Origin of the sequence: Pseudoxanthomonas sp. USHLN014, from assembly GCF_037153335.1 — a bacterium.
Taxonomy (GTDB): domain Bacteria; phylum Pseudomonadota; class Gammaproteobacteria; order Xanthomonadales; family Xanthomonadaceae; genus Pseudoxanthomonas_A; species Pseudoxanthomonas_A winnipegensis.
The window spans coordinates 447,084-460,786 of the sequence record NZ_JBBCKO010000002.1 but is presented as its reverse complement, the minus strand read 5'-3'; the positions used below and the strand labels follow the sequence as shown (position 1 = coordinate 460,786).

13 protein-coding genes are annotated in these 13,703 nt (G+C 71.3%); 10 read left to right on the top strand and 3 right to left on the bottom strand.

The annotated features are described in order from the left end of the window. Nucleotides 1–121: 121 nt before the first annotated feature. From WFQ05_RS05955 to WFQ05_RS05945, 3 genes are read left to right on the top strand one after another with little or no spacing between them, the layout of a single operon-like run. Nucleotides 122–1,489, top strand: coding sequence for an alpha/beta fold hydrolase (locus WFQ05_RS05955; protein ID WP_337053070.1), 1,368 nt, complete (start codon nt 122–124; stop codon nt 1,487–1,489). After that, the gene (locus WFQ05_RS05950) at nt 1,486–3,009 is read left to right on the top strand and encodes a GMC family oxidoreductase (protein ID WP_337053069.1); all 1,524 of its coding nucleotides are present in this window, start codon (nt 1,486–1,488) and stop codon (nt 3,007–3,009) included. Before WFQ05_RS05955 ends, WFQ05_RS05950 begins: the two co-directional genes overlap by 4 nt. 29 nt (nt 3,010–3,038) lie before the next feature. Beyond that, the gene (locus tag WFQ05_RS05945; RefSeq protein ID WP_337053068.1) at nt 3,039–3,842 is read left to right on the top strand and encodes an SDR family oxidoreductase; all 804 of its coding nucleotides are present in this window, start codon (nt 3,039–3,041) and stop codon (nt 3,840–3,842) included. A gap of 514 nt (nt 3,843–4,356) precedes the next feature. Here WFQ05_RS05945 and WFQ05_RS05940 read toward each other — a convergent pair. After that, nucleotides 4,357–6,174, bottom strand: coding sequence for a glycoside hydrolase family 15 protein (locus WFQ05_RS05940; protein WP_337053067.1), 1,818 nt, complete (start codon nt 6,172–6,174; stop codon nt 4,357–4,359). A 221-nt stretch (nt 6,175–6,395) separates the two neighbouring features. On the opposite strand from WFQ05_RS05940, the gene folE reads away from it, so the two are divergent. From folE to WFQ05_RS05910, 6 genes are all read left to right on the top strand, one after another. Beyond that, nucleotides 6,396–6,998, top strand: coding sequence for a GTP cyclohydrolase I FolE (folE, locus tag WFQ05_RS05935; RefSeq protein ID WP_337053066.1), 603 nt, complete (start codon nt 6,396–6,398; stop codon nt 6,996–6,998). 77 nt (nt 6,999–7,075) lie between these two features. Then, the gene (locus WFQ05_RS05930; protein WP_337053065.1) at nt 7,076–7,615 is read left to right on the top strand and encodes a cytochrome b; all 540 of its coding nucleotides are present in this window, start codon (nt 7,076–7,078) and stop codon (nt 7,613–7,615) included. Nucleotides 7,616–7,854: 239 nt separating this feature from the next. Continuing rightward, entirely contained in the window at nt 7,855–8,439 is a 585-nt protein-coding gene (locus tag WFQ05_RS05925) for a manganese efflux pump MntP family protein (protein ID WP_337053064.1), read from the top strand. After that, a complete protein-coding gene (locus WFQ05_RS05920) occupies nt 8,432–8,830 on the top strand; it encodes a YchJ family metal-binding protein (protein WP_306994403.1) in 399 nt (132 codons plus the stop codon). Before WFQ05_RS05925 ends, WFQ05_RS05920 begins: the two co-directional genes overlap by 8 nt. 166 nt (nt 8,831–8,996) lie before the next feature. Beyond that, nucleotides 8,997–10,058 (top strand): NAD(P)-dependent alcohol dehydrogenase, encoded by a 1,062-nt coding sequence (locus tag WFQ05_RS05915; protein WP_130514542.1) that lies wholly within the window; start codon nt 8,997–8,999, stop codon nt 10,056–10,058. A gap of 67 nt (nt 10,059–10,125) precedes the next feature. Then, nucleotides 10,126–10,983 carry a D-hexose-6-phosphate mutarotase gene (locus tag WFQ05_RS05910; RefSeq protein WP_337053063.1) on the top strand — a complete coding sequence of 286 codons (858 nt, stop codon included), beginning with the start codon at nt 10,126–10,128 and terminating at the stop codon, nt 10,981–10,983. A 50-nt stretch (nt 10,984–11,033) separates the two neighbouring features. Here the strand turns inward: WFQ05_RS05910 and WFQ05_RS05905 are convergent, their stop codons facing one another. Then, nucleotides 11,034–11,456, bottom strand: coding sequence for a hypothetical protein (locus WFQ05_RS05905; RefSeq protein ID WP_337053062.1), 423 nt, complete (start codon nt 11,454–11,456; stop codon nt 11,034–11,036). An 88-nt stretch (nt 11,457–11,544) separates the two neighbouring features. Then, complete coding sequence (locus WFQ05_RS05900) at nt 11,545–12,141, bottom strand: hypothetical protein (RefSeq protein WP_337053061.1); 597 nt, start codon at nt 12,139–12,141, stop codon at nt 11,545–11,547. Between the two features lie 253 nt (nt 12,142–12,394). Between WFQ05_RS05900 and WFQ05_RS05895 the strand changes: the two genes are divergently transcribed. Then, a complete protein-coding gene (locus WFQ05_RS05895) occupies nt 12,395–13,690 on the top strand; it encodes an ATP-binding protein (RefSeq protein ID WP_337053060.1) in 1,296 nt (431 codons plus the stop codon). The last annotated feature ends 13 nt before the right edge of the window (nt 13,691–13,703 follow it).

Genomic DNA, 13,703 nt, shown 5'->3' with positions numbered 1-13,703 from the left:
GAGGTTGGCTGAGGCAGTTTCCTCGGCCGCGCGATGTACACGCCGTGCGAAGCCAACCTGCACACGCCCCACACCAGGCGGACGCAATGCTCGCGCTCCACCTCAACCCCCCGGCCAGGCCATGCCCCAGCTCCAGCTGTTCTTCCTCCACGCGCTCGGCGCCAGTGCGGGCGAATGGGAGCGGGTGATCGCGCGGCTGGGAGACCGGGCCGATTGCATTGCGCTGGATATCCCCGGCTTCGGCGGCACGTCCGCGGGCGAATGCACCGATGTGCCGGCGCTGGTGGACTGGTTCTGCGCCACCGTGGCCGCGCGTGCGCCCTCGCGCTGGTGTGTGGTCGGCCACAGCATGGGCGGCAAGATCGCCACGCTCGCCGCCGCGCGCGCGCGGGAGGGCGCGCCGGGCCTGGCCGGCCTGTGTGGGGTGGTGCTGGTCGCCGCTTCGCCGCCATCGCCCGAGCCGATGGAGGAGCAGCGCCGCCAACAGATGCTGGACTGGTTCGCCGATGGCGCGCCCACGCCCGGGCAAGCCGCGCAGTTCGTCGACGACAACAGCGCGCGCCGGTTGGACGAGGCACCGCGCGAGCAGGCCATCGCCGATGTGCGGCGCAGCGATCCGCGCGCCTGGCGCGCCTGGCTGGAACAGGGCAGCAAGCAGGATGCCTCCGCCCAGGCAGGCCGGATCGCATTGCCGGCGCTGCTCCTGGCTGGCGCCGAGGACGGCGACCTGGACGCCGATGCGCAGCGGCGCCTGAACCTGCCGCACTACCCGGAGGCGGGCGAGGTCGTCGCCATCGCCGATGCCGCGCATCTGATTCCCTACGAACAGCCCGAAGCGCTGGCCGCGCACATCGACGCGTTGCTGCAATGGGCGGAAGCCAGCGCCTTGCCGCCCGCGTTCATCGACCTGCTCAACCTGCCGCGCGTGCAGCCGCGCATGCGCGCCACGCTGCTGGCGCGCCACCGCGGCCCGCCGCGCGATGCGCCGCGCGTGCTGTCCGACGCGCAGCGCGCGGTGCTGGCCGCCGTGGTGGCCAGCGTGCTGGCGCTGGACGATGCGCCGCAGGCGGCCGACCTGGCTCGTCGCCTGGACGTGGGCCTCGCCACCCAGGCCGGCGATGGCTGGCGCTTCGCCGATCTGCCGGCCGATGCGCAGGCCTGGCCGCTCGGGCTGGATGCGCTCGACGCGATGACCGGCGGCTGGTGCGCGCGCGATTCGCTCGCGCAGGAGGCGTGGCTGACCCGCATCGCGCGCGGTGACGCGCAGCCCGGCCCGCAGAGCGCGCTGGATGGCGCGCAGCTGGCGCGCTGGTTCGAGGACGTACGCGCCGAGATCGCGCGCACCTGGGCCAGCCTGCCGGCGACGATGGCGGCGATGGGCTACGACGGCTTCGCCACCGGCAGCGCGCCAGGCGAGGGCGAAGGCTATGTCCTGGCCGGCGCCGACCAGCGCGAGCCCTGGCAGCGGCTGCCGGACCCGCGCGAATGACGGTGGCGCGGACGGACCGCGTCGAAGCGGTGATCGTGGGCAGCGGCGCCGGCGGTGCGCCGCTGGCCGCGCGCCTGGCGCAGGCGGGTGTCTCGGTGCTGGTGCTGGAAGCGGGTGCGGCGTTCGCGCCGACCGATCATCTGCCCGACGAGCTGACCACCGACCTGTACTGGATGGAGGAACGCCTGAGCGGCGGCGCCACGCCGACGGCCTTCGGGGCCAACAACTCCGGCCAGGGCGTGGGCGGCTCGACCTTGCACTGGGGCGCGTTCTGCCCGCGTCCGGATGCGGCCGAGCTGCGCCTGCGCCGCAGCAGCGGCCAGGGCTGGGACTGGCCGATCGCGCACGCCGAGCTGATCGACTACATCGCCCGGGTCGAGGCCTTCATCGGCGTGTCCGGCCCCTCGCCCTATCCCTGGGACCCGGCGCGCGCCTATGCGTACGCGCCGCCGTTGCGCAATGCGCCGGCGCAGGCCATGGCGCGCGGCTGCGCTGCGCTGGGCATCACCGCCACCGACAGCCCCGCCGCGCTGGTCACCGCCGCGCACGCACAGCCGCACTGGGGCACGCGGCGCGCCTGCACCAACTGCGGCGCCTGCCATCAGGGCTGCATCTATGCCTCCAAGGCCGCCACCGACACCAGCTGGCTGCCGCTGGCGCGTGCGCACGGTGCGCAGGTGCGCGCCGACTGCCGCGTGGTCGACGTGCATCGCGACGCGCGCGGCCGCATCGCCGGTGTGGTCTATCGCCATGACGGGCGCGAAGTGAGCGTGGGCTGCGACGCGCTGTTCCTGTGCGCCGGCGGCGTGGAGACCCCGCGCCTGCTGCTCAACCTGGGGCTGGCCAACTCCAGCGGCCAGGTCGGGCGCAACTTCATGGCGCACGTGGCCACCCAGGTGTGGGGCAGGTTCGACGCGGACATGCGCATGAACCGTGGCTACCCCTCGTCCCTGATCAGCGAGGACATGCGTGCGCCGGCCGATGCCGACTTCGCCGGCGGCTATCTGATCCAGAGCCTCGGCGTGCAGCCGCTGACCCTGGCCAACACGCTGGCGCGCGGCGCCGGGCTGTGGGGCCGTGCGCTGACCTCGCGGCTGCGCGACTACAACCAGCTGGCCGGCATCGGCATCAACGGCGACTGCCTGCCGGCGCAGGGCAATCGCCTGACGCTGTCCGACGAGGTGGATGCCTTCGGCCTGCGCAAGGCGCGCATCGACTTCAGCTACGGCCCCAACGAACGCGCGCTCGATGCCCATGCCCGGCGCACGCTCACCGCCATCTGGGAGGCCGCCGGCGCGCGCGACATCCTCGCCGCCGACCGTTCGGCGCACACGCTGGGCACCTGCCGCATGGGCAGCGATCCCGAGCACGCCGTGGTCGATGCCGACGGCCGCAGCTTCGACATCGACAACCTCTACGTCTGCGACAACTCCACCTTCCCCAGCGCGCTGGCGGCCAACCCGGCCCTGACCCAGATGGCGCTGGGCCTGCGTACGGCCGAGCGCTTCCTGGCGGCCTGACTTCCCCTATCCACCACGAGGAGCACAGCATGGATCTCGAAATCAACGGCCGCATCGCCCTGATCAGCGGCGCCGACTCCGGCATGGGCAAGGAGACCGCGCGCCTGCTGCTGCAGGCCGGCGTGCGCGTGGCCATCACCGACCGCGCCGACGGCACCTTGCCGCAGGCGCTGGAAGAGCTCTCGCCGCTGGGCGAGGTCATCGCCGTGCCCGGCGACGTCACCCAGGCGCAGGACGTCGAGGACATCTGGCAGCAGGTGCGTGCGCGGCTGGGCGAGCCGGATATCTACGTCAACGCCGCCGGCGTGACCGGCGCCACCGGCGACTTCCTCGAGGTGGACGATGCCGGCTGGCTGCGGACCCTGGACATCAATCTGATGGGCGCGGTGCGCATGTGCCGCGAGGCGATCCCGGCGATGCGCAAGCGCGGCTGGGGCCGCATCGTGCTGTTCGCCTCCGAGGACGCCGTGCAGCCCTATGTGGACGAACTGCCGTACTGCGCCTCCAAGGCCGGCATCCTCAGCCTGGCCAAGGGCCTGTCCAAGGCCTACGGGTGCGACAACGTGCTGGTCAATACGGTCTCGCCGGCGTTCATCGCCACGCCCATGACCGACGCGATGATGAAAAAGCGCGCCAAGGAGAAGGGCGTGAGCTTCGAGGAGGCCATCGCCAGCTTCCTGGACGAGGAGCGGCCCGGCATGGTGCTCAAGCGCCGCGGCCGCGCCGAGGAAGTGGCCGCGGCGGTGGCCTTCCTGTGCTCCGAGCGCGCCAGCTTCATCAACGGCGCCGGCCTGCGCGTGGATTCGGGCTCGGTGTTCACCATCGCAGGGTGATCGCACGCAGAGGCGCGCGGTCGCCTTTTATCCCCTCCAACTCCACGCCGTCATCCCCGCGAACGCGGGGATCCATGGACGTCCGGCCGGGTTGCGTAACGTCCATGGACTCCCGCTTCCGCGGGAGCGACGAGCGTTTAGATGTCGGAGAGAGAGCTGCGCCGCCCGCGAAGCACTTAAATTCGCCATCCCCGCGGACGCGGGGATCTATGGACGTCCGGCCAGGTCGCACAACGTCCATGGGCTCCCGCTTCCGCGAGAGCGACGAGCGTTTGGATGTCGGAGAGGGAGGCTGCATCATCCGCGGAGCACTTGAATTCGTCATCCCCGCGAACGCGGGGATCCAGGGACTTTCTGTCCGATCGCGCGAAGTCGCTGGACTCCCGCGTTCGCGGGAGTGACGGTGGGTTGGATGGCGAGGAGCGGTTAGAGAGCCGCTGGGTTAGAGGGCCAAGCCGTGGATCGCGGGTTGCCTCGTACTCGAATACGAAGCACATGCGGCACATCCCACCCCTCATCCCCCGCCTTCAATCTCCGCCAGCGTCGACAGCGCCATGACATGCGCCAGATGGCTCAGCCCCTGCGGCGTGTTGCCCAGCAAGGCGCCGGTGCCCGGGTCAATCATCTCGCTCATCACCCCATTGCACGGCGTCAGCGCCTGGCCCAGGCGTTCCAGCCGGCGCCGCGCCTCCTGCGGATCGCCCAGGCGCGCGTAGCTCTCCGCGATCCAGAACGAGCACGCCAGGAAGCAGCCTTCCTCCTGGTCCATGCCGCTGTAGCGGTAGTGGAAATCGCCGGCGCCCAGTTCCCGGTCCAGCGCCGCCATGGTCAGCTTCAACCGCTCCGGCCCGTCGAAGCCGAAGCGCGCCGCCAGCGCGATGGCCGCGTCCAGCTTGTCGCTGCCTGGATACATCGCGAAGGCCTGCAGGTCCTCCGACCAGCAGTGCGTCTCGATCCAGTCCTTGATGCGATCGCGCTCGCGGCCCCAGCGGTCGCGGCAGGTGGTCGGCAGCTGGCCCTGGTCGGCCAGTTCGACCGCGCGCGCCAGCGCCTGCCAGCAGCTGACCTTGGACATGGTGTAGTCCTGAAGCTCCTGCAGCTCCCACATCCCTGAGTCGGGCAGGCGCCAGCGGTCGGCGCATTCGTCGGCGATATGCGAGAGCAGTTCGGCGCTGGCCGGGTCCAGGATGTTGCCGCAGTCGACGAAGCAGTACGCGGTCTCGAAGATGTCGCCGTAGATGCCGTGCTGGTGCTGGGCGCCGGCCAGGTTGCCTCTCACCACCGGTTGGCTGCCGCGATAGCCCGGTGCGCGCAGTTCCGACACGTCCGGCACCAGGGCGCCGTCCAGGGTGAAGACCACGCGCGAGCCATGCCGGCGCAACTGGCGCAGCAGCCAGGTGAAGGCGGCCTTGGACTCGGCCTCCAGCCCCGCCGCCAGGAAGGCCTGGATGGTGTAGCCCGCGTCGCGGATCCAGGCGTAGCGATAGTCGTAGTTTTTGTGACCGCCGATGCGCTCGGGTAGCGAGGTCGTGGCGGCCGCGGCGATCGCGCCGGAGGGCGAGTACAGCAGCAGCTTCAGCGCCAGGGCGCTGCGCACGAAGGCCTCGCGCTGGTCGCCGTCGAAGGACACGTTGCGCGCCCAGTCGCGCCACTCGCGGTCGGTCAGGTCGATGCGGCCGTCGATCTCCTCGATGGTCGGGGCCACCAGTGGCTCCTCCTCGCCGACCACCAGCGCCACGGTGATGCGCTCGCCGGCACTGACCTCCACCGTGCCGCAGGCGCCGGCATCGGACCAGGCGATGTCGAGGCGGTCGTGGTGGATCATCAGTCCCAGCAGCCGCTCGACATGGAAGACGGTGTGCGGGCCGATGCGCGAGTGGTACGGGTTGGCGTTGCGCGCGCGCATGCCCAGCTTCATCTCCAGCCCGAAGCGCACCTGCCCGCGCACGCCGTCGATGCGCCGGGCCAGCTCGGACCAGGGCAGGCGGCCGGCGTTGCCGCTGTTGAGCGACTCGGTCAGCGTCGCCTCGCCGGTGTCGGTGGTGAAGGTGGTCACCAGCACGTTGCTGTCCGGCAGGTAGCGGCGCCGGGCGGTGAACGCGCCCTCCGGCGCCAGGGTGAAGTGGCCGCCCTCGGGGCCGTCGAGCAGCCGGTCGAACAGGGGCGGGCTGTCCATGTTCGGCGCGCACCACCAGTCCAGGCCGCCATCGAGCCCGCTCAGCGCCACCGAGCGGCCCTCGCCCAGCGCGCCGTAATGCGCGATCGGCAGCACCCCCTCCACGCGCTGCGGCGCGATGGCGCCGGTCTGGGCCCCGCGCGCGTCAGCCGACATGGCGCGGGCCGGTGCGGGAGGTGCGCGGGCACCGGGCAGGGGAGGGCGTCATGCCGGCATCTTTTCGTTGGGCGGGTGGGCCCTGGACGTTAGGGGCGCCGCCGCCCAGGCCGGGTGAAGGTGGCCGGGCAACACGGCGTTGCGCCGCGCGCGCGGGCGCGGCCCCGGCCGGTCCGGTACGATGCCCGCCCCCTTTGGTGGTGCAGCAGAAGGCTGTTCCGATGAGCGAATTCGACAACACCCGTGGCGGCGTCAGCCGCGACCAGGCCGAGGATGCCGTGCGCACCCTGCTGCGCTGGGCCGGCGAGGACCCGCAGCGCGAGGGCCTGCTGGACACGCCCAAGCGCGTGGCCAAGGCCTATGGCGACTGGTTCAGCGGCTACCAGCGCGACCCGCACGAGTACCTGGCGCGCACCTTCGAGGAAGTGGCCGGCTACGACGAGCTGATCGTGCTGCGCGACATCGAATACGAAAGCCATTGCGAGCACCACATGGCGCCGATCATCGGCAAGGTCCATGTCGGCTACCTGCCCGACGGCAAGGTGGTGGGCATCAGCAAGCTGGCGCGCGTGGTCGATGCCTACGCCCGGCGCTTCCAGGTGCAGGAGAAGATGACCGCGCAGATCGCCCAGTGCATCCAGGACGTGCTGCAGCCGCGCGGCGTGGGCGTGGTGGTCGAGGGCGCCCACGAATGCATGACCACCCGCGGCGTGCACAAGCGCGGGGTCAGCATGGTCACCTCCAAGATGCTGGGCGCCTTCCGCGAGGACGCGCGCACCCGCGCCGAGTTCCTGCGCTTCATCGAGGTCGGCGGCAAGCGCTGACCGGATCGTCAGCGCCGCATCGGCTCGGCGCTGGCTAGGATCGCGCTGGAGCCCCCCCCCCCGCCCAGGCAATCGCCATGACCCAGGTCGAGACCGCGCGCTACAGCCGGCGCGCCCGCATCTTCCACTGGACGACCTTCGCCCTGGTCGTCGCCGCCTACGTGACCATCAACCTGCGCAAGGCCTTCGAGCGTGGCAGCGACGCGCGCATGCTGGTGGTCGAGTCGCATTTCCTCATCGGCATCGCGGTGCTGCTGGTGGTGCTGCCGCGGCTGGCGGCGCGGCTGGGCGAGCGCGCGCCGCCGATCGCGCCGCCGCTGCCGGGCTGGATGCAGCGTGCCGGCGATGTCACGCACGTGCTGCTCTATGCCTTCCTGATCGTGCAGCCGCTGCTGGGCATCGTCGCGCGCCTGGCCACGGGCCGGGGCATCGGCCTGCCGTTCACCGACTGGGCGATCCCGTCCTTCTTCGGCACCCACGAGCACCTGGCGCACACCCTGGAATCGGCCCATGTCTGGCTGGGCGAGGCGTTCTACTGGGTGATCGGCCTGCACATCCTGGCGGCCCTGTTCCACCTGCTGGTGCGGCGGGACAACGCCCTGCAACGCATGACCTGATCGGGTGTGTATACTGCGCGCCCCGAAAGGCGCTCAGTGCGGCTGACGGGGTCTCCTTGGGGAGTAGCCAGCGTCCGCCCAACAGCGCGCGCGTAGCCGTCAACACACTTGGCCTGTACCGGCCATGGCGGATGCAACCACACCGGTTGGCGAGACCAACGAGCAGTCCAGCACGGCTGATGGCCGGCGTGTTGGGCGGTTCGTTCTGTCCGCATTCCCGGCCTGGTGTCCCAACCCCCATGAACCCGATTTCCATCCTCCTGCTCGGTCTGGCCATGTCCACCGATGCGTTCGCCGCCGCCCTGGGCAAGGGCGCGGCCATGGCCAAGCCCACGCTCGCCCAGGCGCTGCGCGTCGGCCTGATCTTCGGCGTGGTCGAAGCCATCACCCCGGTGATCGGCTGGCTGATCGGCTCGGCCGCCTCCAAGTACGTGGAGCGTTTCGACCACTGGATCGCCTTCGTCCTGCTCGGCGCGCTGGGCCTGCACATGATCTGGAAGGCGCTGCACGAAGACGACGAGGACGCCGCCGAGACCGGCGAGAACCGCCACGGCAATATCGTCACCCTGGCCCTGACCGGCCTGGCCACCAGCATCGATGCGATGGCCGTGGGCGTGGGCCTGGCCTTCGTGCAGGTGCCGATCTACCTGGTGGCCGGCGTGATCGGCCTGTGCACCTTCACCATGGTCACCATCGGCGTGATGGCCGGGCGCGCGCTGGGCGCGGTGATCGGCCGCCGCGCCGAGCTGGTCGGCGGCGTGATCCTGATCCTGGTCGGCGCGGCGATCCTCTACGAACACCTCAGCGGCGCGGCCGGTGGCTAAGCCGGCACCGAAGGTATGCCCCTGCGACAGCGGCGCGCCCTACGCGCGCTGCTGCGGCCCGCTGCACGGCGGCGCGCCGGCAGCGGATGCCGCGGCGCTGATGCGTTCGCGCTACAGCGCCTATGTGCTGGGCGAGGCCGACTACCTGCGCGCCAGCTGGCATCCGTCCACGCGTCCGGCGCAGCTGTCGCTGGCCGATGCGCCCGGCCAGCGCACCGTCTGGCTGGGGCTGAAGGTGGAATCGCACACCGTCACCGGCGCCGACACCGCCGAGGTGGTGTTCACCGCGCGGCTGCGCGTGGGCGGCGGCTCGGCCCAGCGCATGCACGAACGCAGCCGCTTCGTACGCGAAGGCGGGCACTGGTTCTACGTGGACGGCGACGTCGGCTGAAAGCGGCGCGGCGCGCGCGCACGAAGTGGCGGTCAAGACCAGCCGCGCGTGATGCAGCGTTGCAGTGCTGCGGTGGGTTTCTCGCGCAACGGGTCTAGCATCTGTCGCATGACGTTGCGCCTTAGTGCGCGCGCTTTTTTCGACACTTCGCCAAGGAGACTCCCCCATGTCCCAAGCCCACGGCTATGCCGCGACTTCCGCCGATGCGCCGCTGGCGCCGTTCGTGTTCGAACGTCGCACCCCCGGTCCGCACGATGTGCAGATGGACATCCTGTACTGCGGCATCTGCCATTCGGACCTGCACACCGCCCGCAACGAATGGCAGAACACGATCTTTCCCTCGGTGCCGGGCCACGAGATCGTCGGCCGTGTCACCGCCGTCGGCAGTGAGGTCAAGGGCTTCAAGGTCGGCGACCTGGCCGGCGTCGGCTGCATGGTGGACAGTTGCCGCACCTGCCCTTCCTGCGCGGCGGGCGAGGAGCAGTACTGCGACAACGGCTTCACCGGCACCTACAACGGCCCACTGTTCGGCGGCGGCGAGAACACCTACGGCGGTTACTCGGACCATGTCGTGGTCGACGAGCGCTACGTGCTGCGCGTGACCCACGGCACCGACAACCTGGCCGCGGTCGCGCCGCTGCTGTGCGCCGGCATCACCGTGTACTCGCCCATGGCGCACTGGCAGGTCGGTCCGGGCCAGTCGGTTGGCGTGGTCGGTCTGGGCGGCCTGGGGCACATGGCGGTCAAGATCGCCAAGGCGCTGGGGGCGCACGTGGTGTTGTTCACCACCTCGGAGAGCAAGCGCGAGGACGGCAAGCGCCTGGGCGCCGACGAGGTGGTGATCTCCAAGGATCCCGAGCAGATGGCCGCGCAGGCCGGCAAGCTGGATTTCATCCTCAACACCGTGGCCGCCTCGCACAACCTGGATCCGTTCCTCAATGCGCTCAAGCGCGACGGCGCGATGGTGCTGGTCGGTGCACCGGAACATCCGCATCCGACGCCGACGGTGTTCAACCTGATCATGCGCCGCCGGACCATCGCCGGCTCGCTGATCGGCGGCATCGCCCAGACCCAGGAGATGCTGGATTTCTGCGCCAAGCACGGCATCGTGTCGGACATCGAGATGATCGAGCCCCGGCAGATCAACGAGGCCTACGAGCGCATGCTCAAGGGCGATGTGAAGTACCGCTTCGTGATGGATCTGGCCAAGCTGGACAAGGCCGCCTAAGGCCTCATACGACAGGCGGCGAAGCGACGGGCGGCTACACTGGCCGCCCGTCTTCATGTGCGATGTCATGACCCACACGCTGACCGAGACCACGCTGCACGGCCTGCCCGTACTGCGGATCGACACGCCGCTGTGCACCGCGCAGCTCTCGCTCTACGGCGGCCAGCTGCTGTCGTTCGTGCCCGCCGGCGGTGCCGATGTGCTGTGGCTGTCGCCGCTGGCCCAAGGTGCGCCCAAGGCGATCCGCGGCGGCGTGCCGGTGTGCTGGCCCTACTTCGCCCGCGAGCATCAGCCGGCCGACGCGATCCAGCATGGCTTCGCGCGGATCAGCCCGTGGACGCTGGCCGAGGCGCGCGAGGACGGCGACGGCAACGTGCACCTGACGCTGGACCTGCCGGCGCACGCCTCCACACCGCTGCGCCTGAGGCAGACGCTGGTGCTGGGCGCAGGCCTGCAGCAGGCGCTGACCACGCACAACCCTTCCGCGGAGGCGGTCGCCTTCACCGATGCGCTGCACAGCTACTTCCACGTCGGCGACGCGCGCCAGGTTCGGCTGAGCGGGCTGGACGGGCTGGACTACGACGACAAGTTCACCGGGCGGACCTTCCCTCAGTCCGGCGACTGGAGCCTGTCCGACCCGCGCGATTCCGGCCGCAGCGACCGCATCTATCACGATGCCGGCGGGCACTACGTGCTGCACGATCCGGTGCTGTCCCGGCAGCTGCGCATCAGCACCACGGGCAGCCGCTCGGTGGTGGTGTGGAACCCCGGGCAGGGCGGGGCGCAGACCATGGCCGACGTGCCCGATGACGCGTGGCCGGCCTTCGTCTGCGTCGAGGCCGCCAACGCCGGGCACGACGTCATCAAGCTGGCCCCCGGCGCAAGCCACACCCTCGGCCAGGCCGTGGAAGTGCTGACCGCTTAGGCGGCGTCCGCCTCACGCAGGCCGCCCGCCTGAAGATGCGCGGCCTGGCGTCAGGGCACGGCCGCCGTGGCGCAGGCCCGCTGCGCGCCGCAGGCAGGCGCGACCAGGCTCAGCCGTCGACCCGCACCCATCGACACCGGCACGCCGGCCGCCGCGTCCGGCGATGGCAGCGCGCGGGGGATCCACTGGTGCGTGCCGGCCAGATCGGCCGCGCCGCTGGCTTCGCAGCCGACCTCGCCGAACCGCCGGCGCAGCAGGGCGACGCGTCCGCGTCCGGCCAGCGGCTCGGCCGCGCCCAGCCCGGCATCGGTCGTCAGTGCGCACACCAGGCTGTCGCTGGGCGCACGGCTCGCCGCGGGTGACGTGCTGATCTGCGAAGGCGCGCGCGCGTCGGCCTCGGGCCGGCAGCCGCACAGGCCGACGGCGATCAGCAGGCCGCCCAGCCCGGCGCCCGCCGCTTTCCACTCCCTCATCCAAGCCTCCCGGCGGTCCACACTGCGGACCGCACAGCTGGAAGAACCTCGATTGCGTCGGGAACCGGCCATCGGCGGCCGGCGGCCCTTACAGCCTGGGATAGGCGAAGCGCCCCAGCTGCACCAGCTTGGCCAGCGCCGCCTGGCGCTCCATCCCCTCCAGGCCGTTGGTCAGGAACACCAGCGTCTGCCCGTCCCGGGCGATGGACAGCACCGCGATATCGGCCAGCACGCCGCGCTCGAGATCGCGCGGCTCGACCACGGCGGTGGCGTAGTGGCCCAGGCCCGGGGGCGAGACCAGGCGGACGCTGGCGCGCGCGCCGGGCTTGCTCGCGTCGATGAAGCCGGTCACCAGGTCGCTGACCTCATCCTGCGGCGTATGACCCTTGGAAGGCCACTGCTGCACCAGCAGGCGGCCGAAGTCGCCGTTCCACTCGCAGGCCTTGATGCCGAAGGTCTGGTGGTGCTCGGGCGTGGCGGTGGAGGTGCCGCTGAAGACGGTCTCCAGCTCATCCGCGGTGATCAGGTCGCACACCGTTTCTGCCTTGGCCTCGGCCACCGGCGCCGTGGACGGTGGCGCAGCGACGGGCGCGGCGGCAGGCGGCGGCGGACGCGAGCACGCCGCCAGGATCAGGACCAGCGCGAAGGACGACGAACGCAGGGCATGCAGCAGGGCAGGAGACACGCGGACCTCCGGCGTGGCGCCGGGCGGGGGAATCCCGGCTTGTCCCTGTGCTAACACCAAAAGCGGCCAATTCAGGACACCTGTCACGTTTTCGGCCCGTGGCACAGCCCGAGGTGGGGACGCAGGCACCGTCACCGGTTCTGTACATCTGCCGCGTTTGCCTGCCGACGTTGCAGCGCTGCAACGGACACGCCGCGGCGCGCACCTACACTGAACCACCGTCTCTGCGGCGTTCGATCAGATGGAAGACAGCGTGCGTTCCCCGTTCGGGGCGAGGGAACCGCAGGGCACGATGCGCGCCAAGGAGCGCATCGACATCGTCGATGCCGACGGCCGGGTGCGCCTGACCAGCGCGGCGCATCCCGATCCCCAGCCCGGCGATCTCTGGCTGGCGCGCTGGGACCAGGCGCAGCGCGCTCAGCTGCGACAGGCGCTGGACGCAGCCTGGGCCGGGGAGCCGGAGCGCCGCGTCGCACCGCAGGCCCAGACCGCGGACGGCGAAGCGGACGGCTGGGAGATTCACATGGCCCCGCTGCGCGATGTCCACGGCGCGATCGACGCGGTGGTCGCGATCAGTCGCCGGATCAGCGAGGAGCGCCACGACCAGGCTGCGGCGTACGCCCACGACGCCCTTCCATACGCGGGCACGCTTGTGCAGGCCGCAGCGGCGGCCGCCGGGGATGGCGTACAGCGCGAGCCCGACCCGCACAGGGCCGACCATCGGCTGCTGCGCGCCCGCGACGATGTGGCCCTGGGCGTGCGCCGCGAACAGGCGCTGCAGGACCAGCTCGATCTGGCCACCGTGGCCCGCGACAGCGCCGAGCAGATCAGCCGTCAGGCGCAGAAGCGCGCGGCCATGGGCCAGCTGGTGGCCGGCATCGCGCACGACTTCAACAACATGCTCCAGATCGTGCAGACCACGCTGGACATGATGGCGCTGCAGGCCGCGGCCGATCCGCGCCAGGCGCGCCTGCTGGCCCGGTCGCAGGAGGCCGTCGGTCACGCGGTGGACCTGGCCCGGCGTCTGCTGGCGTTCGGGCGCGAGCATCCCTACCGCGCCGAGGCCCTGGACCTGGCGCAGGTGGTGACCGACATGCTGCCGCTGATCGCGCATGGCCTGGGCGCGCGCATGACGATGGCCCTGGCGCCGGCCGAGGTGGCGCTGCCGATCCGCTCGGACCGGCATTCGATCGAGCAGGCGCTGATGAACCTGTGCGTCAACGCGCGCGACGCCTGCCAGGGGCACGGTCGCATCGACGTCGCGCTGGGCCTCGAAGACGTCGCCGCCGGGCAGGACGGCACGCTGCAGCGCGCCGGCGGCCGCTATGCCTATGTAGAGGTGCGCGACGACGGCTGCGGCATGGACGCGGCCACCCGCGCGCGCATCTTCGAACCCTTCTTCACCACCAAGCCCGAAGGGATGGGCACCGGGCTGGGCCTGGCCCAGGTGTCCGGGCTCATGCGCCAGTCCGAAGGCTTCGCCTCGGTGCGGTCCGAGCCGGGCCAGGGTGCCTGCGTGCGGCTGTACTTCCCCGCGCTGCAGGCGTGAGCCTCGATGCGCT

Bases quoted from the DNA above. Each gene is read 5' to 3' on its own strand.
- WFQ05_RS05955 (WP_337053070.1), top strand. From the start codon at position 122: ATGCCCCAGCTCCAGCTGTTCTTCCTCCACGCGCTCGGCGCCAGTGCG.
- WFQ05_RS05950 (WP_337053069.1), top strand. From the start codon at position 1,486: ATGACGGTGGCGCGGACGGACCGCGTCGAAGCGGTGATCGTGGGCAGC.
- WFQ05_RS05945 (WP_337053068.1), top strand. From the start codon at position 3,039: ATGGATCTCGAAATCAACGGCCGCATCGCCCTGATCAGCGGCGCCGAC.
- WFQ05_RS05940 (WP_337053067.1), bottom strand. From the start codon at position 6,174: ATGTCGGCTGACGCGCGCGGGGCCCAGACCGGCGCCATCGCGCCGCAG.
- folE (WP_337053066.1), top strand. From the start codon at position 6,396: ATGAGCGAATTCGACAACACCCGTGGCGGCGTCAGCCGCGACCAGGCC.
- WFQ05_RS05930 (WP_337053065.1), top strand. From the start codon at position 7,076: ATGACCCAGGTCGAGACCGCGCGCTACAGCCGGCGCGCCCGCATCTTC.
- WFQ05_RS05925 (WP_337053064.1), top strand. From the start codon at position 7,855: ATGAACCCGATTTCCATCCTCCTGCTCGGTCTGGCCATGTCCACCGAT.
- WFQ05_RS05915 (WP_130514542.1), top strand. From the start codon at position 8,997: ATGTCCCAAGCCCACGGCTATGCCGCGACTTCCGCCGATGCGCCGCTG.
- WFQ05_RS05910 (WP_337053063.1), top strand. From the start codon at position 10,126: ATGACCCACACGCTGACCGAGACCACGCTGCACGGCCTGCCCGTACTG.
- WFQ05_RS05905 (WP_337053062.1), bottom strand. From the start codon at position 11,456: ATGAGGGAGTGGAAAGCGGCGGGCGCCGGGCTGGGCGGCCTGCTGATC.